Source organism: Acinetobacter sp. 1000160 (assembly GCF_000588715.1).
Lineage (GTDB): Bacteria > Pseudomonadota > Gammaproteobacteria > Pseudomonadales > Moraxellaceae > Acinetobacter > Acinetobacter courvalinii.
In genome coordinates this window covers 198576-217406 of sequence record NZ_JFWP02000001.1, presented here as the reverse complement: position 1 = coordinate 217406, position 18831 = coordinate 198576, and the positions used below count along the sequence as shown (strand labels likewise).

Here is an 18831-nt window from a genome sequence, read left to right as displayed (position 1 = left end):
ATGTCTATTATTACAGTCCTTCTGCCTGAGAGTTTCCGGGGTCGTTGCTCCTTCGGCGAGTTCATTGAAGAACTTCTCTCCCGCAATAATATTTATATTCCTATAAGCAATATATATGCCGCTCCAAAATACGCACACTAAAATCTTGTAAATGTTTGTAGATCAAGATTTATGCGTCTGCATTTATTCATCGAGTATAAAAAAGCAGACTCGAAGTCTGCTTTTAAATCTTAGAATTTACATTGCAAAATTTGCTCGGAGAATTGACCTTTCCAAAGTTCACGCAATGTAGGTAAATAGAATTTTTCACCAATCATGACCAGTTCAGCATCAATCAAGGCATGAATCTCATGCATTAGCACATAATCCAGTGCAATCAAGGACAATTGAGGTTGTGTCTGGGCAATCTGCTTCCGCTTAACTTGTGCTTTTTTCACCAGCTCATTGGCAAAGTTCTTATCTTTATAGGTGGTAATTGCACTTAGACGAAGCTCAATCACACCCCAACCTTCCAGTAACTTTTTAAACACGTCAAAATCTTTTGAGGTTGCTTCCCAAGTTACATTTTCCAGATTATTGTCTTCTGGCAATACCGGTAATAGTAAATCAGCGGTACTTGGAAAAATTTTCTTTAAATTCAACAGAAACTTAACAGGATTTTCATTGGGTAAATCAGAAAACTGGATGTTGGTTTTAGTATCCGTTAAATAAATATTGAGCATAATGAAGCAACAGTCAGATAAATCAAAACTGTATTGTACGCAGTTCACTTTATAAAAACTACTCATAAAAAATCCTTCCACAAGCAGAAGGATTTTTTATCTTAGTAATTGAAGATTTTTATTTACTATTTGGAGAAACCATATTTTCAGGCTTCACCACTTCATCAAATTGTTCTGCAGTAACCAAACCCAGCTCCACAGCGACCTGTTTCAAGGTTTTATTTTCCTTGTAAGCAGTTTTCGCCACTTTGGCAGAATTTTCATAACCGATCACAGGATTGAGTGCAGTCACCAACATCAATGAATTATGTAAGAAATGATCAATCTTGTCACGATTCGGTTCAATCCCTACTGCACAATGATCATTAAAACTATTACATGCATCGCCCAGCAACTGAATCGATTGCAATAAGTTATAAGCAATCACGGGCATAAATACATTCAGCTCGAAGTTCCCAGATGCACCCGCAACGTTAATGGTGGTGTCATTGCCTAGAACTTGAGCGACTACCATGGTCATGGCCTCACTCTGAGTGGGATTAACTTTACCCGGCATGATACTCGAGCCCGGTTCGTTCTCAGGTATACGGATTTCACCAAAACCACAACGTGGCCCACTCGCTAACCAGCGAATATCATTGGCAATCTTATTTAAACTTGCAGCCAAGGTTTTCAACGCACCCGATGCAAATACCGCTGCATCACGACCAGCCAAAGCTTCAAACTTGTTTGGCGCGGTCACAAACGGCAGACCCGTCAAGATAGCCAATTGCTCAGCCGCTTTCACCGCATAATCAGGATGAGCATTTAAACCGGTTCCGACTGCGGTACCACCTAAAGGTAACTCGTACAGTCCAGCCAATGCTTGTTGCAAGCGTTTTAAACCATGTTCCAGTTGCGATACATAGCCGCTAAACTCTTGTCCCAAAGTTAAAGGCGTTGCATCTTGTAAATGCGTACGACCAATTTTGACAATATCATCAAATTCTTCTGATTTGCGCTGTAAGGTCTGTTTCAACTTTTCAACCGCAGGAATCAGGAGTTCATTGATTTGCAGACTGGCAGCAACATGAATCGCGGTCGGAAAAGAATCATTGGTTGATTGTGCGCGATTGACATGATCATTCGGATGAACAGGTTTTTGTGCACCCAATACCTGTCCTAATTTCTGGTTGGCAATATTGGCAATCACTTCATTGCAATTCATATTGCTTTGCGTACCCGAACCGGTTTGCCAGACTACCAGTGGAAATTGTGAATCCCACTGCCCAGCAATCACTTCTTCCGCAGCACCGACAATATATTGGCTTAAATCTTCAGGAAGTTGTTTTAATTCAGCATTGGTGATCGCGGCCGCTTTTTTGACTAAGCCCATCGCACGAATCATCGGACGTGGCAAACGCTCCTGACCAATCTTAAAGTTCTGTAAACTTCTTTGCGTTTGCGCACCCCACAAGGCTTCGTTCGGAACCTCGATTTCACCCATGGTGTCGTGTTCAATTCGCATTTGCATAAACAACCTCTGCTCTATCTGGTTAAAATTTTCACGGGCTGAAGCAAAGTAATGCTTTGGCTGGTCAGCTTATCCTAATCAAACCAGTCAAACATGTAAATAAGAATCATTATCTTAATTACCTTTTAGAGTATTTAGATAAAAACGCCATTCATCTTCAATCATTTGTGCCAAAGACCGTTTCGGTGTCCAGTTTAAAATACGCTGCGCCTTCTCGATATTGGCACCCAGCTGAGCTAATTCATCATGTTGATAGATTGCAGGCTGTACACGGACCTCAGCCTGAGTGACCTTGGAAATCTCGTCCAGCAAACGTTGAATTGAGGTCAGTTGTGTATGCGCAATATTGAATGATTCCAGACATCCAGTCTGAGCTTTTAGCCAATTCAAGGTCATTAAAATCGCATCACACGCATCCAGAACATGTAAGAAGCTACGTTCAACGGTGCCATCCTGCGTTTGAGCCTGATTTTGCAATTCAATACAATCACGTTGCAAAGCAGCCACCTGTAGCGCCAAAGGTACAATATTTTTAGGTAACTGGGTGACATACTCCCCCAGAACGCCGTGCTCGAATGCACCCACAATATTAGATAAACGTAGATTGACGATCTTCCATTCAGGATCGACCTTATAGGTGTCCGCAATAATATCTTCGACCATTTGCTGCGAGCGTATATAAGGATTGGCAGAGTTATGATTAAACGCTGTTTCTTCTGAAAGTGCTGGATCAGACTGACCATAGACAGCCAGACTGGAAATATTGACTAACTGTCTCACCCCCATCCGTTGCATGGCACGTAATAAGCTCATGATACTACTGACATTATCATTATAATATTCGAGTGGTTTTAAAGTAGATTCTTCCAAAGACTTAAAACTTGCCGTATGAATGACGGTATCAATTGAATATTGTTCAAATACTTTATTTAATGCAGGCGTATTCCGTACATCCAGTTTCGCAAAAGGAATATACATGCCTGAAATATACTCCAGACGTTCCAGAGTTTGTAAAGTTGAGTTAGCCAGGTTATCAACAATGACAATCTCTTGCCCATGAGCCAATAAACTCAAGGCAATATGTGAACCGATAAAGCCTAAACCACCTGTCACCAAAATCATTGTATACTTACCTTCTTTTTAATCTGTCCATCATCATTTTGCCTACTATGACCATAGTGAATGTTCAATGAGTACACTACTGTTAATTACTTCTCCGCCTACGTCTGTGATTGCATGGCATGCATTCGGTTTAGCCCAAGCATTACAAAATAAGCATGAAGATTTTCGTGTTTTCTTTTACCAAGACGGTGTTCACGTTGCGAACGATTTACAGTGGTTTCCTGACGATCAACGCAACCTGAAACAGGAATGGCAAAAACTGAGCATTCGACTCCCTGTCTGTGTCAGTGCTGCCCTTGCTCGGGGTATCACTGATGCTGGCAATGCACAGCGTCATTCACTTCAACATCACAACTTGGCACAAGGTTTTGAGCTGGTTGGGCTTGGAGAGCTTGCTGATGCAGTGCAAAGCTGTTCTCGTTTAATTCAATTTTAATTTAAGTTCTTTAATAGAGTGTTGCTTTAAAAAGGTAAATTGTGTGAAATCTGTACTTGTCATCCTAACGCAGCCTAATTTAACGAATTTGCAGACCAATGAAAGTCTGTCTGCAACTATGGTTTTAGCAACCTTTGGTATTTCTGTCAAAGTATTATTAAGAGACGCCGGATTGAGTTTATTGAATAATAAATTAGAATTTGACCAGCTCAAACACGCCTTTAAAATCGCCGCCAACATGGTCGACAGTTTTGAATTCTATGATTTAACCCCAATTTTGGTTGAATATAAAAATCAAAAACTTAGCATCATAGAAAACACCGATCAGGAAATTGAATTTATCAATATGAGCCCTGAATTCATCCATTCTTTTGATCATGTCTTGTATTGGTAAGGACTTTTACTATGGAAAATAGTGCTTTATTTTTAATCCAATCGTCCTATAACAATCTCGATAAAATCTGGGAGCAGTTAGCACAAATGGCACAATCTGATGACCATATCGTGATTATGGGTGATGCTAGCTTGGCTATTCCAGCGACAGTTTTTAGCAGTCATGCTCATCTCTACTGTCTTGAAAATGAGCTGGGCTTGTTGAGTATTGAGAATCGCGAACATATTAAAGTGATTGATTACGCAGCATTTGCAGATTTAGTTTTGCAATTTAAACGCTGTATTACCTTAAAATAATTTTTAATCGGATTTATTTAAAATTTACTTAGGCTATTTATGCAATTAGAGTTAGATCAAGACGGTCATCTGGTCGATTACACCATCTGGAACCCTGAGGTGGCTCAGGAACTGGCGAAAACACTGGATTTGGAACTGACCGACTGGCATTTTGAGGTCCTCCATGCCGTACGTCAGTTTTATCAGCAATTTGGGCATTCACCAGCGACCCGCCCATTGATTAAGTTTTTAATGAAGACCGTCGGTCCCGAGATTAATAATGCCGAGTTACAGCAACGATTTAATACCGGTCTGGTTGCCCGCCATTTAAGCCGTTTAGCGGGCGTGCCCAAACCGGCAAACTGTTTATAATCACCTTTTCAAGCAAATTTCTTGGCACAGGCTACACATATAATTACAGCAACCGTAACCGCAAACATGGCGATGCTGACCTGTTCATGCAGTAGTACCGCAGCAATGATTAGGCCAAATATCGGTTGCAGGAGTTGTAATTGCCCTACAGTGGCAATCCCGCCTTGCGCCAGACCTTTGTACCAGAAAAAGAAACCGATCAGCATACTGAATAACGAGACATAGGCTAAACCCAGCTTTGCAGAAACTGAAACCTGTGCAAAGTTGACTGGTAAGTAGAGATAGGAAAGTAACAACATGATCGGTAAGGTTATGATCAGTGCCCAGCAAATCACTTGCCAGCCCCCTAAATACTTTGATAGCTGCCCGCCTTCTGCATAGCCAAAACCACAGAGTAATATGGCACATAGCATGAAAACATCACCATAACCAAATGACCAGGCACCGGTCTGAAACATCATAAAACCAAAAACCAGCGCTCCGCCTAATATCGCAAACAACCAGAATGCGAGGTTGGGTCTTTCTCCACCCCGCAATACACCAAAAATCGCAGTCGCCAACGGCAATAACCCCACAAATACAATGGTATGGGCAGCACTGACATATTGAAGAGCTAGCGCAGTAAATAAGGGAAATCCAATCACCACGCCAAGGGCGACATAAAATAAGGGCAGCCAGTGTTTTTTCTCAGGTAATTTTTGTCGTGACAATAGAAGCAGTGCCAAGCCTAAAAGTCCTGCAATCGCAGCCCTTGCCGCAGTTAAAAAGGTCGGACTAAAATCCATGACCGCCACACGGGTGGCAGGTAAAGAACCTGCAAATATGACCACGCCAATAAAGCCATTGATCCAGCCACTGCTTAAAGACTTCATTTAAATTCTCCAGATCTATATGCAGAATTTAAACTGTGCTAAGGTGAATGCACCATACACACTACAGTACAATTTTAAATAACTGTACTGGTATAAAATCCAACACAGTCAGGCTCAAACCTATGAAAAGCACGAAAATTGATTCTGTGATACAACATATTCATGATCAGATTAAAACTCGCTCTTTGGTGCCTGGCTCGCGTCTTCCTTCCGTGCGTGCATTGGCTGCTGTTTTGAACCTGTCTGTATCGACCATTGTAGAAGCATACGAACGCCTGGCGGCACAAGGCCTGATCGAAGCAAAAACAGGTTCAGGCTTCTTTGTAGCCGGGCCACTGGCGCCGTTATCAATCTCGGAAATTCACCCTAAAATTGACCGCAATATTGATCCGCTCTGGATTTCCAGACAAGCACTGGAAGCAAAACAAGGGGTACTCAAACCAGGCTGTGGCTGGTTACCCGATAACTGGATGCCGCATAAAAATATACGCAAAGCAATGCGCAAAGTCTCCAGAGCCCATTCACATATTCTGACTGATTATTCCACCCCACTGGGCTTAGCACCGTTACGTGAATTGCTTTCGCGTAAAATTTTGACCAAAGGAATTGAAGCCACTCCTAATCAGATTCTATTGACAGACTCCGGCACCCAGGCCATTGATTTAATTTGCCGCTATTTCCTGAAACCCAATGATGTGGTACTGGTGGATGATCCTTGTTATTTTAATTTTCACGCCTTACTCAAAGTTCACCAGATTCAGATCATTGGCGTGCCTTATACGCAAACCGGACCTGATATTGAGGCATTTTCGGAAGCGATTCACAAGCATAATCCCCGCTTATACATTACCAATTCAGGCATTCATAATCCGACCGGTGCCGTACTCACCGCATCCAAAGCCTATCAGGTATTAAAACTGGTTGAGCAGTCCAACCTGATTGTGATTGAAGATGATATTTTTGCAGATCTGGAACTCCACACCGCACCACGACTTGCAGCACTGGATGGCCTGTCTCGTGTCATTCATATTGGCAGTTTTTCTAAAACTTTGTCGGGTGCAGTCCGCACAGGTTATATCGCAACCAAACCGGAGTGGATCGAGGATTTAACGGACATCAAGATCGCAACCAGCTTTGGCGGCAATAACCTTTGCGCAGAAATTTTATTTTCAGCTTTAACTGATGGTAGCTATCGTAAATATCTGGATGAATTGAAAATAGATCTGGCAAAAGCCATGGATTCAACCATCAAACAGTTAGAGAAACTGGGCATCAAGCCGTGGGTGAAACCTCAGGCAGGTCTATTTCTATGGTGTGAATTAGCTGAACATCTGGATACAGCACGAATTGCTCAATACTGTCTGGAACAAGGCGTGATTCTGGCACCCGGCAATGCCTTTAGTCAAAGCCAGAAGTTTAAAAATTTTATTCGTTTTAATGTGGCGCAATGCCAGAACCCAAAAATTTTCGAGGTGCTATCGCATGCGATTCAGATAGCACATCAGCATGGTTAATTATGCACTTTTTTGTTTCTGTTCGATAAAAGCAAAATAGCCCGGACCAGCAGCCACCCGCACATCTTTGACATGGATGGGCTCATCGCATTCTGAACAGATCACTTTCGGGCTAATTTTCTTGCCACAGCTTTTATGCGTAAATTCAAGCGGCTTGCCCAGTCCCATATCCATCCATTTATCTGCCCATTGCACCATCGCCAGAAGGATCGGATACAGATCCAAACCTTTTTCAGTCAGTTGGTATTCAAAGCGTTCCTGTCGGTCGACATACGGCACCTTGATTAAAATCTCGTGCTCGACCAGACGTTTTAAACGTTCTGAAAGGACGTGACGGGTTAAGCCCAGACTTCGCTGAAAGTCATCAAAACGGCGTACACCCATAAATGCATTACGTAAGATGAGCATTGTCCAACGATCACCTAATACTGAAAGCGTCCGAGCTACTGAACATGGCTGATCGCCAATTTCTTCCCATTTCATTATTATCACCTAATCATTTTTTTAAAGTTTTTGCAGACATGGAATCTATGTCTTGAACCGTCATGTTTATAGGGTCTGTGGAGATTTCACAGATGCTTGCGACAGAGGACATTTTTTAGATGGCACAAGGCACATTTGGCGAAATTTAGTCATTCTAAATGAGCGAAATGTAACGCAGTGGCAGCAAAAAATGTCCCTGTCCCAAAGGGTTATGGCTAAAACTTCCTCAAACTTCGTTATAAAATTTGCCAAGGGGGCCGCCATTGTCTGCATTTCATGCCTTGTTTAAGTCGTTTTAGCCGATAACGCAATGCATGGATGAAATGTCAACAGACCCTAACCCAACAATATAAAATATACACTAAACTACCTTATCTATCAGATGCAATATTGGCACTTGGCGAAAAGTGACAATATTCACAAATTTTACTCATTTCTGCTGAACCTTTAATTGCGAATGAATACTCCGCTCATTTCCATTCCTGCTTCAGGCTGGATATGCGCAGGAATACGTACCAGACAGTTGGCCTGCATCAGATTACTCAGCATATGCGATTGCTGCTTGGCAAGACTTTTTAGTTTGAGTTGGCCTTGTTCAAAATAGGCATGCATGCGTAAGAATCGCTCACGTGCATCCGACTTCAAATCATGGGTCAGTATTGCGCTAAACCATTCCAGAGATCGAGTCTGATTTTGTAAGGCATCGAATAGAACCTTGCCATACATTTGCATACACACATACACAGCTGCCGGATTACCGGGCAAACCGAGTATATAGCAGTGATGATTGGGAGCCGTATATTCAGCAAAAAATAAAGGCTTGCCTGGTTTTTGCTTGACCTTCCAGAACACCTGTTCAAAGCCTGCTTCAAAGGCACAAGGACGGACGAAATCATAGTCCCCTACAGAAACACCGCCTGTGGTAATAATCACATCATAATGCGGTTTGAGCTGTTCAAAGCATTGTGTCACCTGTTCTGCTTCATCCGCTATATGACGTATTTCTACCGCTAGCCCATAGTCCTGCAACCAGGCTTTTAACAACGGACCATTGGCATCAAACACTTTGCCAGCCTGTAGATCATCGGGAGTTTCAGCAACTTCATCACCGGTAATCACCACAGCAACTTTGGGCTGTTTAAATACTTCAAGTGTTTTCACGCCTGCCATACTTAAAGCGGCCAAAGCACCGATATTAATGCGTTGACCAGGCGCCGCCAGTTGTTGCCCACACTGCACTTCTTCTCCGGTAAAACGGATATCGGCCTGAGCCTTGATATGTTCAGTCAAACTGATCAGGTGCTCGCTTTCAACATGTACAATTTCTTGTCGAGCCACATGAGTGGTTCCTTCCGGGATTTTCCCGCCAGTAAAAATACGAACGGCTTGTCCATCCCTAAGCTCTACATCAGACTCACTGCCCGCTTTAATTTCGCCAATCACCGAGAAAGTCGCATCTTGCAAGTTTTCACTAACGCTATGGATTGCATAGCCATCCACTGCACTTTGTGAGAAGCTCGGTAAATTCACCTGAGAAGTGATCACTTGAGCCAGATAACGATTGAGACACTCGCCCAAAGGCAAGGTCTCAGTGGCTAAGATTTTGGTTTGAGCTTGAATCAGTGCGAATGCATCATCAATACTGATCAAGCCTTTTTCAGCACCACATCCAGACATTATTCATAACCTCCCGGATGTGGTAAGTCTCGGCAGACATCAAAAATATGTACCAATGCAGGTAAAATCGCTGCCATGGACTCACTGGCACCGCCGCGACTGCCCGGCAAAGTCACCACCAACGAACGATCAATAAACCCTGCAACACCACGTGACATCGCCGCATAAGGTGTGCGTTTCTGACCAAACGAACGTGCCGCTTCCATCAGGCCATCCAGTTTTCTTTCCAGCAATGGCTCAAGCGTATCCACCGTAATATCCCGCTTGCCAATCCCCGTTCCACCAACCGTCATGATGCAGGCATAGGATTGAGTGAGTTCTAGAACCAGATCTTTTAACTGGTCAGCTTCATCAGGCAGAATTTGATAATGAATCGGATCAAAGCCCGCTTCGGTCAAAGTCTCGACCACAGATTTACCGGCCGTATCCGGTTTACGTCCCGCAGCCACGGTATCTGAAAGCACAATCACAGCCGCAGAAACAGGCTGACGCAAAGTGCGTTTAAAATGAGATTTACCGCCTTTTTTCTTCAGTAACTTGCATTGATCCAGACACAGCTCTTCAGGTTCACAATGCGGTTTCAGCATGTCATACAGGGTTAATCCGGCCAGACTGGCAGCCGTCAAAGCTTCCATCTCAACACCTGTCGGTCCGATGGTTTCAACTGTGGTTAAGATCACCACATGATCATCCTGCAGCTCATATTCCACATCAGCACGATAAATCGGTAAGGGATGACACAGCGGAATCAGCTCGTCTGTACGTTTCGCTGCCAGGATGCCCGCAATACGCGCGGTTTTTAGGGCATCGCCTTTTTCGGTATTTCCATCACGAAGTAACTGAATACAATGGGCGGGTGCATGTAAAATTGCTTGTGCTTCTGCTACACGGTAACTTTCGGGTTTCATCCCAACATTTTTCATATTAACTTCCTAAGACTTTATTCGTGTGTATGCGCATGCGTGCAATTTTCTGAATGATGAACATGTTGATGCCGCTCAGCCTGAGACGTTGATTCAGCCGTATCTTTGCGGATACAACAGCCTTCCACATAGTGACTGGTACCATCCATGAAAAACTCTTCTTTCCAGATTGGAACCTCATGTTTGACCCGTTCTACAGCTTCTTCACAGGCCTGAAAAGCTTCACGGCGATGGGCGGCATAGGCAATGGCAATAATTGCCGTTTCGCTGACCTCTAGATAACCGATACGATGCATCACCCGCACATAAGAAACCTGATATTTGTCTTTGACTTGCTGTTCAATTTCACGAATCATCTTTTCAGCAACGGGCGTATATGAGGTATATTTCAAGGCCTTGACCGCTTTACCTTCATGATGGTTACGCACTGTGCCGATAAAAATATCAATCCCCCCACATTCAGGAAAGGATTGAATGGGATCAAAGCTGTCAAGGCTTAGCGCCTGATCCTGTACTCGGGCAAATTCACGCATATTTAGCCTCCTGCTACTGGCGACAACAGTACTAAAGTACAAGATCTATCTAATGCTGTTTGACGCGTCACAATATCTTCTCCTATTGCACAGGCACATTTTTCCATCGCCTGATCTGCTGCTGGATAAAGCTTTACAATTCGGGTCAATACATCTTTGACACTTTGATTTTCTGCAAACTCGAATGCTAGCGCCTTGGGTAACAATCGTTCAATTGCGCCAAAAGCTTCAATTTTAATCTCAATGGTTTGCATATTTACTCCAGATCACATGCGGGTTTAACCACCCAGCATATGCATACTGATTTTACGGGTGTGTTGCTGTTGTATGGCATGATAACCTTGGGCTTTATGCCAGATATAAGGTTTAAGCTGTTGTTCGAGTTGCAGTAATGCAAGCTGCTTTAATTCATTATTCTGTTGAAGTATATCCTGTAAATAAGGCTTGATATTTAAGCCCTGTTGAGCAAATAGGCAATTATACAGTTCACCTTGAGCCGTTAAACGGATTCGATCGCAATCGCCACAAAATGAATGGCTAATGGTCGAAATAATGCCAAGTGGATAATCGCCATCGAGTTGATAGATCCGCGCAGGCTCATGCTGCTGTGGTAAAAGCTGAACCTCATAATGTGGCTGGAGTTGCGCTAAAATTTCCGCTTCAGTGACCACCGTATCATTCGTCCAGTGCCGATCACCATCCAGAGGCATAAACTCGATAAAGCGCAATGGAATGTTCTGTTGTTTTGCCCACTGTACCATCGGCAAAATCTGGTCATCATTTTGACCTTTCATTAACACACAATTGAGTTTAAATGGCAGCCCAGCCTTTCTTGCGGCCTCTATACCATGGAGTACGGGTGCAAGTTCCTTTTTGGTCAGTTGCTTGAACTGGGCCGGATTAAGGCTATCCAGACTGATATTAAGATCGTCTAAACCCGCCTGTTTTAAAGCTTGTGCATACTTCGCCAGATAATGGGCATTGGTGGTGATTGAAATCCGTTTTAAGCCGAACGCTCTTAGCCGTTGTAAATCAGCAATAAAATGCACCATGCCCTGACGCATTAACGGCTCGCCACCCGTGATACGAATATTCTCGATCCCTTGCCCGACCATATATTGGCAAAAGGCAAATAAGGCTTCGAAACTAAGCAAATCCTGTTTTTTCATCCATTCAGGATGCTCAGGCATACAATAAATGCACTTGAAATTGCAGCGATCCGTCACGGAAATCCGTAACTTACGCTTAATACGACCATACTGGTCCTGAAGAACCGGTAAAGTCGTTTCAAGTTTTTCATGCTTCATCATACGCACTCATTTGTAGATCTTTTAACTGGCCCAGCACAAGTTCTGTGCAGGTTTGTTGATGTATTGAATCAAAGTATTTTTTATTACAGCAATAATTATTCCAATCACATCCTGTGTTCAAGCTTGCTGCTGCTGATTCATACAAATCAGCAACACATTCAATTTACGCATAAAAATATCTGATGTCTTGCATATTTTTGTTCAAAATTGCATGCACTATTTTCAAGCAATTTGCTCAGCAGTGATTAAATTTGGTGCATCATTATAATAAAATCAATACCCTGATCGTCTAAACCATTACTGGCTGCAAACGTACAGGTACATATTTATGGTAGGGCGTCTTGGACAACGGGTCACAATGCCGTGTCGAGGTCAGACGGTTCAATTGTGGTCCAACCGGAGCAGCGCCAGCATAACTTAAACCATAACCGTGCGGTAATGACACCACGCCTTTGCGCATCCCTTCATCCAGTTCCACCATTACCTGAATCTGGCCATGCTCAGAAATACATTGCAGCATTTGCCCTGTTTCAACGCCTAACGCCACGGCATCTTCAGGATTGATTCTTAAACGTCCTTCTGCATCGATTTTACGCCAGGCGGGATCTCTATAGATCTGGTTGGCATTGTAGCTACGTCGCTCACCAGCCAGCAAGATAAAAGGATATTCTGCCGTGGCTGCAAATTTCTGATGCTGTAACTGCGCCAGCTCGATAAACATTTCCGGAATTGCTAAACGGATCTTTTTATCTTTATAGGCGATCAGCTCCCAGACATCGGCATAATCATGCTGCGACAGCACCACGCCTGAACGCTGTTGCAAAATGGCCTGAAACAGCTTGACCCCAAGATTAAGACGATTGCCTGCATAGCCCGCCCGCTTCACCGCTTTAAAATGCTGTGCCGCATATTGCATGCATAAGGGCAACAATAAAGCGGTCGAGGCGGCATCATCCGGCAATGTTTTACCTAGAGTTCGATAAACGATAGAGGCAGCATAAGGAATCAGTTGCTTATTTTGAACAAAACTGGCCCCCATCGCTCCGAAATAGGCAAGATAAGCCGTTTTTGCACTGCCTTTTTGCGCAATTCTGCTCAGGATGGGAAACTGTCGTGGGATCACCTGCATGGCTTCGAGTAATCGGGTATAAATTTCGGCCTCAGGCAAAGTATCCCCTTGGGCTTTAAAAAGTGGATGGCGTAAATGAAAGCCATTTTTAGGAAATTCCAAATTGAATCCGGTAAATTCCCATTTTTCGAACTGACTATGCGCCGGCAAAATATAATCGGCCAGACGTGCAGTTTCTGTCATCGCAACGTCCACCACGACCAGAAGCTCCAGTGACCGGAAGGCTTGCTCATAAGCGTTCGTATCAGGATAAGTCAGTAAAGGGTTACAACTATCCACAAATACGGCACGAATCCGTTTTTCTCCTGCCTTTAGAATCTCATCTGGCAAGATATTCGGCGGAAAGAAACCGGAAATGGGAAACATTTTATGGTGAACTGTACGCCGATACTTGGGATTGCGCTCATCGGTATGGCTCAGGATCGGAATAAACATGCTATGCAGATTATTGCTTCCCTGCTGTCCAAAATGTCCTGTCAGGAGATAGAGAAGTTTCTCTAAATAGCCATTCAAGGTGGTATTTAAGGTATGTTGAATTCCCAAATCAATACGTATACAACCACGTTTGGCTTGAGCAAAGTCACGTACGATCTGATAAATCAACCCAACCGGAACGTCTGCTTTGTGGATATATTGTTCTATCGAAATCGCCGCAAAAGCCTGCTTTACTTCATCAAAACCATGAGTATGTTGATCTATAAACTGCTGGTCATAAAGATTTTCCTGCAACAGGATCGCAATCATGGCAGACATCAGATAAGCATCCGTTCCCGGTTTCAGCTGTACATGAATATCCGCCTGTTTGGCTGTTTCGGTGACACGCGGATCGAACACCACCATGGTGCGATCCGGATCTTTTTTAATCTGTTTCAAGGTGTCTCTGGCATTGGGAATGCCATGTGCCTGAAAGGGGTTGGTCCCAATAAACAGCACATAATCGGCATGCTCCACATCCTCGGTGGTATGACAGGCCTGGCTACCGAACAAACGACCATTGACCCAGAAATCTCCTGTTTTTTCCTGGGCTAAGGAGTTATAAGCATAAAAGCTTTTCATAGCATATAACAGTTGCCGACCATAAGCAGCGCCCAAATGATTGCCCTGCCCACCGCCACCGACAGTAGCGAATGCAGTTCCACCATGGGTATCCCGAATCTGGACCAGTTGTTCGGCAATCTCCTGAATCGCCTGATCCCAACTGATCTGCTGAAAGGAACCATCAGCTTGACGCTTTAATGGTGCTGTCAAACGGTCTGCATGTTGCTGGTAATGTTGCAATCGTGCTGCTTTCTGACAGATATAACCTTCTGAAAAAGGATGGTTTACATCACCTTTGATCTTTTTAAACTGGTTATCTTCAATGTCCACACTCAGTCCACAGTTACGTGAACATAGTATGCAAGCTGTGACATCCTGTCTGGGTACCATGCCAGTCATTATTTTCCACCTTAATATTTATTGTTTTATGAATATTGACCTGTTAAGCAGATTTGTCCTGCTGCTCCCACTAAACGGACATGATTCTGCCCCTGCTCGCTGCTGATTTCGACTTGGTTATGTTCTGCAGGCAATTTAACCGGTTTTAAAAAGCGCACATCAATTTGCTGGATCGGTTCAGGAAGTAATTCAAAGCTGCGTGCAAACATACCAAAGCCATGTAAAACTTTTTGTCCAAAGCTCGACATTTTCGCTAACGGCCCGATCCAATGAATCGGATTAAAGTCACCCGTCAGCAAGGCAAACTTAAAACCATCATCCGCTGTCGCAGACCACTCTCCCACAGATTGCCAGGTTTTGTCATCACGAGATTCTGTACGTTTGCTTTTCTTAAAATGCGGCAACATAAATGCCATGTGTAATACCGTTTCGACTAATTCTGGCTGGGTAATCGTTCCGGTAATGATTTGCACGGAAAGACGTGCCAGACCATTTCGTTCATCCACAGTGGCGATCTTGGCCTGAATCAGCAGCTTTTCATTTCTTGGAATATCACCATAAATTTTTAAACTCACCCCTTGATTAATCACCTGACTGAGCGGATAAGCAGTCTGTAACAGTAGACGGGTCGCAAATGACAGCCCCCACTGGGATACCATATGTGCCGGAATTGTATTGGAATATTTACTGAGCGGCGCCCCGCTCCATTGAATATAGTGATTCACCAATTCATCACTCGGCGCTTTAATAATTTCTTTAATGGGTGCAAGTGCTTGCCAATCACTTTGCACTGCTTTGGCTTTTTTAAAGCTTCGTAAGAATATTTTTCCAAGCCCAGTCAAGGTTGCCTGATGCTCAAATAAAAATTGCAAGGGAATCTGCTGATAATGAACTGTCCGCATCTCCAACTCCTTTTTCCTGTTATTTTTTTCATGAGGTAAACGACAATAAGGCAATAGATGATCTGAATTGCAGTACTCTTGCCGCGCTTAAATTTCAAACAAGTTCTAAAATAGAACTCGTTAAGCCGAAGGTCAAGACCTTTTATCTGAATTCAAAAAATCTATGGATAGCCGCATGACTTTGAGATGACAAGCTTATAACAACTTAATATAAGACAATTTAAGTTACAATTATGATAACAAACCACGCATTAATATATTGAGGTTTATTATTTTTTATAAAAATTTAAATAAAACAAAACTCAACTCAGCATTATAAAAATAAAATTTTATTAAAATTCATGCAATTAAACTCTCACAAAAGTATTTTAATCCAAAATAAAAAGGGCTTTTCATCTTTATGTAAAAGCCCTTTTATATGAGACATATAATAACAAACTGACCTAAAAATGATTACTCAATCACAAAATACTCATCAATATATTAACTTCTTATGTTTTACCAACAGGTCTTTTTTCTCATTATATAGCTTTTCATTAATATCTTTTGATTGAAACATTTTGCTTCTTTTAATCATATACTCAGGTTTGTAATTTCCTTCCTGATCATAATTGGCAGGATTAAATTCAGGAAAATCATCATAATAGTCAGATACTTTTTGCATATTCATCTCCTTAGACTCAATACAGTTTATTAAAAATTAATATATTGAAGTATGTACTACAACAGAGCCATGCACTATATAAATCTTAAATACCAAAACATTCTATATGAGAAATGTAAGAAAAATTTACGATGTATTACAAACATTACTAATGTAAATTACGTTCTGCTTATGTTTGCTTATTGACAACTCAACTATTATAAATTTTTTATCGCTCTATAATAAAATAAAATGGTAATAAGAGATATTAAAATTGAACAATAGAACAGATAAAATAAGTTCAGCATCAGATTATTTAACCTGTCTGAGAGATAAGCTTAGCTCGAATAATAATAAGCCATGCCTGTTTCTGGATATAGATGGGACTTTATCGGATTTCCAATTAGATCCTAATGATTGCTATATTCCATCGAGCACTTTAGATATTATAAATAAAATAATATTAGAACAAATTCCGGTGGTCGCAGTAACTGGACGAGATATTGAATCTGCACGTAAACTATTTGAAACGATTGATCTTCCGATTGCTGCATTACATGGCTTAGAAATATATCTAGGTAAAGAAAAAAAATTAAAAACATCGAACAATTTTTTAGAAATTTCTTATATTTACAACATATTAACTAAAGCATGTAGCTCTTATCCTGACTTACTGATTGAAAATAAAAGCTCTTCAATCGCTTTACATTATAGAAAAGCGCCTGAACTGGAAAATATTGCAAAAAAAATAATATTGGAAACCCCAGCAAGTTTTTCCTCAGCTAAAATTAATTCAAGGCAAATTCTTTTATGAGTTAATTCCCGCACAAGCCAATAAAGGTCTGGCAATTAAGGAAGTTTTAGCGCACCTCAAGCAACAAGATGCTTATGCACCCATTTTTATTGGCGATGACCTTACGGATGAAGATGGCTTTTATGTTGTCAATCAGATTGAACAAGGCATTTCAATCAAAGTAGGCCAAGGATTGACCCATGCCAGATACCAACTTGAAGACACAAAACAAGTTCATGATTTTTTAGAATTATTTTTAGAGCATGTTCAAAACCATGACAACAATATCAACAACATTAAGGGCAACAACAACTTAGGTGGAGAGAAAATATGTCTAAATTAATTATTTTATCCAATCGTGTCAGTATTCCAAACGGGCAAAAGGCTTCGGCAGGGGGACTTGCTGTGGCAATACAAGATGCTTTAGATGATATTGGCGGTGTGTGGCTTGGATGGAACGGAGAAAGAGTCGATACACCAGATGAGGTACAGTTTAATTTACTTCGTAAAGATGACGTTGAATATATCACCTGCCCTTTAACTGAGTCGCAATATTCAGATTATTATGCCGGATTTGCCAATAATACACTTTGGCCAGCCATGCATTATCGTTCTGACCTGATTGAATATAAATCATCGGAGTATGAAGGTTATCAGCAAGTTAATTATTTATTCGCTCAAAAACTTGCAGAAATTGCAGAACCCGAGGATACCATCTGGGTGCATGACTACCACTTCTTGAGCGTGGCAAAATATTGCCGTGAATTGGGTATACAAAACAAGATTGGATTCTTCCTGCATATCCCTTTTGCTCCTTTATTTATCTGGCAAAAAATTCCGTGTGCACAGGCATTGATTGAAGACTTGTGCCAGTACGATGTGGTGGGTCTGCAAACAGAGAAAGATCAGAAAGTATGTATGCAAGTCTGCACATCCTTATTGAAAGCACAAAAAATTCAGCAAACTTTATTAAGTTACCATCAACGTTTAACCATGATTAAATGCTATCCGATCGGGGTCAATCCAACAGCCATCCAAAAAGCAGCCCAACAGTTTATCGATGTTCAGGATTTCATTACCCGTCCTGTGGAACTGAATGCCGCGAAAACCATTATTGGCGTCGACCGGATCGATTACTCAAAAGGTTTGCTGGAACGTTTCCTGTCCTATGCAGAATTTTTAGAGCAATATCCTGAATATCATCAACATATTCAACATTTGCAGATTGCTTGCCCATGCCGTCTGGAAGTCCCTGCCTATCAACGTTTATTTGAGCGTTTTAAAATTAAGATCGAGATGATTAATCAGGAATTTGCCCAAGAAGACTGGCAACCGGTGGAATGTATCTATGATGCAATGAAACATCATCACTTGATGCAAATCTATCGTCAGGCCGATGTCTGCTGGATCAGTTCAATTCGTGACGGCATGAATCTGGTCGCAAAAGAATATATTGCGGCACAAAATCCGTCTAATCCAGGCGTACTGATCCTATCCAAATATGCAGGCGCCGCCGAACACATGTCAGAAGCAATTCTGGTAGACCCCACCGATAAAACAGCGATGGTCAATGCCTTAAAAACAGCGCTGGAAATGCCGCGTCAAGAACGTATTTCACGCTACAAACAACTGATGAAAGGTTTAAAAGATTTTGATATTAATGACTGGCGCAATGCATTTCTTAGTGACTTACAGTACAAAACCGCTTTACAGGATTTCAGATTTATGGGAATGCGTAACGTTAATCCGATTTATCAAAATTTATAACAGCCATTCTGCAA

Annotated in this window: 19 protein-coding genes, 1 pseudogene and 1 riboswitch; of the genes and pseudogenes, 7 read left to right on the top strand and 13 right to left on the bottom strand. The window is 42.0% G+C overall.

The genetic code is table 11. The annotated features are described in order from the left end of the window. Window positions 1-3 precede the first annotated feature (3 nt). Window positions 4-93, bottom strand: a riboswitch (glycine riboswitch). A gap of 137 nt (window positions 94-230) precedes the next feature. The 3 genes from J699_RS17235 to J699_RS17245 form a co-directional block, all read right to left on the bottom strand. Beyond that, complete coding sequence (locus J699_RS17235; protein ID WP_165569276.1) at window positions 231-722, bottom strand: hypothetical protein; 492 nt, start codon at window positions 720-722, stop codon at window positions 231-233. 118 nt (window positions 723-840) lie between these two features. After that, complete coding sequence (fumC, locus tag J699_RS17240; protein WP_005230200.1) at window positions 841-2235, bottom strand: class II fumarate hydratase; 1395 nt, start codon at window positions 2233-2235, stop codon at window positions 841-843. A 114-nt stretch (window positions 2236-2349) separates the two neighbouring features. Next, complete coding sequence (locus tag J699_RS17245; protein ID WP_032869067.1) at window positions 2350-3357, bottom strand: SDR family NAD(P)-dependent oxidoreductase; 1008 nt, start codon at window positions 3355-3357, stop codon at window positions 2350-2352. A 67-nt stretch (window positions 3358-3424) separates the two neighbouring features. Between J699_RS17245 and tusD the strand changes: the two genes are divergently transcribed. The 4 genes from tusD to J699_RS17260 are packed head-to-tail and all read left to right on the top strand — an operon-like array spanning window position 3425 to window position 4834. Further along, window positions 3425-3793 carry a sulfurtransferase complex subunit TusD gene (tusD, locus tag J699_RS17250; RefSeq protein WP_005230196.1) on the top strand — a complete coding sequence of 123 codons (369 nt, stop codon included), beginning with the start codon at window positions 3425-3427 and terminating at the stop codon, window positions 3791-3793. A 43-nt stretch (window positions 3794-3836) separates the two neighbouring features. Then, a complete protein-coding gene (locus J699_RS0218310) occupies window positions 3837-4187 on the top strand; it encodes a hypothetical protein (protein WP_032869066.1) in 351 nt (116 codons plus the stop codon). An 11-nt stretch (window positions 4188-4198) separates the two neighbouring features. Then, on the top strand, window positions 4199-4483 hold the full coding sequence (locus tag J699_RS17255) for a DsrH/TusB family sulfur metabolism protein (RefSeq protein ID WP_032869065.1): 285 nt from the start codon (window positions 4199-4201) through the stop codon (window positions 4481-4483). Window positions 4484-4522: 39 nt separating this feature from the next. Further along, window positions 4523-4834: a TusE/DsrC/DsvC family sulfur relay protein gene (locus J699_RS17260; protein WP_005230193.1), complete on the top strand. Its 312-nt coding sequence runs from the start codon at window positions 4523-4525 to the stop codon at window positions 4832-4834. A gap of 8 nt (window positions 4835-4842) precedes the next feature. Here the strand turns inward: J699_RS17260 and J699_RS17265 are convergent, their stop codons facing one another. Then, window positions 4843-5706, bottom strand: coding sequence for a DMT family transporter (locus tag J699_RS17265; RefSeq protein ID WP_032869064.1), 864 nt, complete (start codon window positions 5704-5706; stop codon window positions 4843-4845). A gap of 122 nt (window positions 5707-5828) precedes the next feature. On the opposite strand from J699_RS17265, the gene J699_RS17270 reads away from it, so the two are divergent. Then, window positions 5829-7220: a PLP-dependent aminotransferase family protein gene (locus tag J699_RS17270; protein ID WP_032869062.1), complete on the top strand. Its 1392-nt coding sequence runs from the start codon at window positions 5829-5831 to the stop codon at window positions 7218-7220. On the opposite strand, the gene J699_RS17275 is transcribed toward J699_RS17270, so the two are convergent. The 9 genes from J699_RS17275 to J699_RS17315 form a co-directional block, all read right to left on the bottom strand. After that, a complete protein-coding gene (locus tag J699_RS17275) occupies window positions 7221-7703 on the bottom strand; it encodes a winged helix-turn-helix transcriptional regulator (RefSeq protein WP_009515465.1) in 483 nt (160 codons plus the stop codon). Between the two features lie 447 nt (window positions 7704-8150). After that, window positions 8151-9380, bottom strand: coding sequence for a molybdopterin molybdotransferase MoeA (locus J699_RS17280; protein WP_032869061.1), 1230 nt, complete (start codon window positions 9378-9380; stop codon window positions 8151-8153). Beyond that, window positions 9380-10303, bottom strand: coding sequence for a bifunctional molybdenum cofactor biosynthesis protein MoaC/MoaB (moaCB, locus tag J699_RS17285; RefSeq protein WP_032869060.1), 924 nt, complete (start codon window positions 10301-10303; stop codon window positions 9380-9382). The genes J699_RS17280 and moaCB overlap by 1 nt, the downstream gene beginning before the upstream one ends. Before the next feature lie 17 nt (window positions 10304-10320). Next, window positions 10321-10836, bottom strand: coding sequence for a molybdenum cofactor biosynthesis protein MoaE (locus J699_RS17290; protein WP_032869059.1), 516 nt, complete (start codon window positions 10834-10836; stop codon window positions 10321-10323). A gap of 2 nt (window positions 10837-10838) precedes the next feature. After that, window positions 10839-11090 (bottom strand): MoaD/ThiS family protein, encoded by a 252-nt coding sequence (locus J699_RS17295; protein WP_032869058.1) that lies wholly within the window; start codon window positions 11088-11090, stop codon window positions 10839-10841. Window positions 11091-11114: 24 nt separating this feature from the next. Continuing rightward, entirely contained in the window at window positions 11115-12146 is a 1032-nt protein-coding gene (gene moaA, locus J699_RS17300; protein ID WP_032869057.1) for a GTP 3',8-cyclase MoaA, read from the bottom strand. Between the two features lie 289 nt (window positions 12147-12435). After that, window positions 12436-14712: a molybdopterin-dependent oxidoreductase gene (locus J699_RS17305; RefSeq protein WP_032869055.1), complete on the bottom strand. Its 2277-nt coding sequence runs from the start codon at window positions 14710-14712 to the stop codon at window positions 12436-12438. Window positions 14713-14738: 26 nt separating this feature from the next. Then, window positions 14739-15614 carry a MaoC/PaaZ C-terminal domain-containing protein gene (locus J699_RS17310; protein ID WP_032869053.1) on the bottom strand — a complete coding sequence of 292 codons (876 nt, stop codon included), beginning with the start codon at window positions 15612-15614 and terminating at the stop codon, window positions 14739-14741. A gap of 475 nt (window positions 15615-16089) precedes the next feature. Then, window positions 16090-16278: a hypothetical protein gene (locus J699_RS17315; protein WP_005230176.1), complete on the bottom strand. Its 189-nt coding sequence runs from the start codon at window positions 16276-16278 to the stop codon at window positions 16090-16092. Between the two features lie 253 nt (window positions 16279-16531). On the opposite strand from J699_RS17315, the pseudogene otsB reads away from it, so the two are divergent. After that, window positions 16532-17393: pseudogene (gene otsB, locus J699_RS0218305) on the top strand (trehalose-phosphatase). Continuing rightward, the gene (locus tag J699_RS17320; protein WP_032869050.1) at window positions 17381-18817 is read left to right on the top strand and encodes a trehalose-6-phosphate synthase; all 1437 of its coding nucleotides are present in this window, start codon (window positions 17381-17383) and stop codon (window positions 18815-18817) included. Before otsB ends, J699_RS17320 begins: the two are co-directional and overlap by 13 nt. Window positions 18818-18831: the final 14 nt, after the last annotated feature.

Excerpts from the sequence above, each read along its gene's own strand:
- J699_RS17295 (WP_032869058.1), bottom strand. The coding sequence starts at position 11,090 with ATGCAAACCATTGAGATTAAAATTGAAGCTTTTGGCGCAATTGAACGA.
- moaCB (WP_032869060.1), bottom strand. The coding sequence starts at position 10,303 with ATGAAAAATGTTGGGATGAAACCCGAAAGTTACCGTGTAGCAGAAGCA.
- J699_RS17310 (WP_032869053.1), bottom strand. The coding sequence starts at position 15,614 with ATGCGGACAGTTCATTATCAGCAGATTCCCTTGCAATTTTTATTTGAG.
- J699_RS17260 (WP_005230193.1), top strand. The coding sequence starts at position 4,523 with ATGCAATTAGAGTTAGATCAAGACGGTCATCTGGTCGATTACACCATC.
- moaA (WP_032869057.1), bottom strand. The coding sequence starts at position 12,146 with ATGATGAAGCATGAAAAACTTGAAACGACTTTACCGGTTCTTCAGGAC.
- J699_RS17270 (WP_032869062.1), top strand. The coding sequence starts at position 5,829 with ATGAAAAGCACGAAAATTGATTCTGTGATACAACATATTCATGATCAG.
- J699_RS17245 (WP_032869067.1), bottom strand. The coding sequence starts at position 3,357 with ATGATTTTGGTGACAGGTGGTTTAGGCTTTATCGGTTCACATATTGCC.
- J699_RS17315 (WP_005230176.1), bottom strand. The coding sequence starts at position 16,278 with ATGCAAAAAGTATCTGACTATTATGATGATTTTCCTGAATTTAATCCT.
- J699_RS17255 (WP_032869065.1), top strand. The coding sequence starts at position 4,199 with ATGGAAAATAGTGCTTTATTTTTAATCCAATCGTCCTATAACAATCTC.
- J699_RS17265 (WP_032869064.1), bottom strand. The coding sequence starts at position 5,706 with ATGAAGTCTTTAAGCAGTGGCTGGATCAATGGCTTTATTGGCGTGGTC.
- J699_RS17280 (WP_032869061.1), bottom strand. The coding sequence starts at position 9,380 with ATGTCTGGATGTGGTGCTGAAAAAGGCTTGATCAGTATTGATGATGCA.
- fumC (WP_005230200.1), bottom strand. The coding sequence starts at position 2,235 with ATGCAAATGCGAATTGAACACGACACCATGGGTGAAATCGAGGTTCCG.
- J699_RS17320 (WP_032869050.1), top strand. The coding sequence starts at position 17,381 with ATGTCTAAATTAATTATTTTATCCAATCGTGTCAGTATTCCAAACGGG.
- J699_RS17305 (WP_032869055.1), bottom strand. The coding sequence starts at position 14,712 with ATGACTGGCATGGTACCCAGACAGGATGTCACAGCTTGCATACTATGT.
- J699_RS17290 (WP_032869059.1), bottom strand. The coding sequence starts at position 10,836 with ATGCGTGAATTTGCCCGAGTACAGGATCAGGCGCTAAGCCTTGACAGC.
- J699_RS17275 (WP_009515465.1), bottom strand. The coding sequence starts at position 7,703 with ATGAAATGGGAAGAAATTGGCGATCAGCCATGTTCAGTAGCTCGGACG.
- J699_RS17235 (WP_165569276.1), bottom strand. The coding sequence starts at position 722 with ATGCTCAATATTTATTTAACGGATACTAAAACCAACATCCAGTTTTCT.
- tusD (WP_005230196.1), top strand. The coding sequence starts at position 3,425 with ATGAGTACACTACTGTTAATTACTTCTCCGCCTACGTCTGTGATTGCA.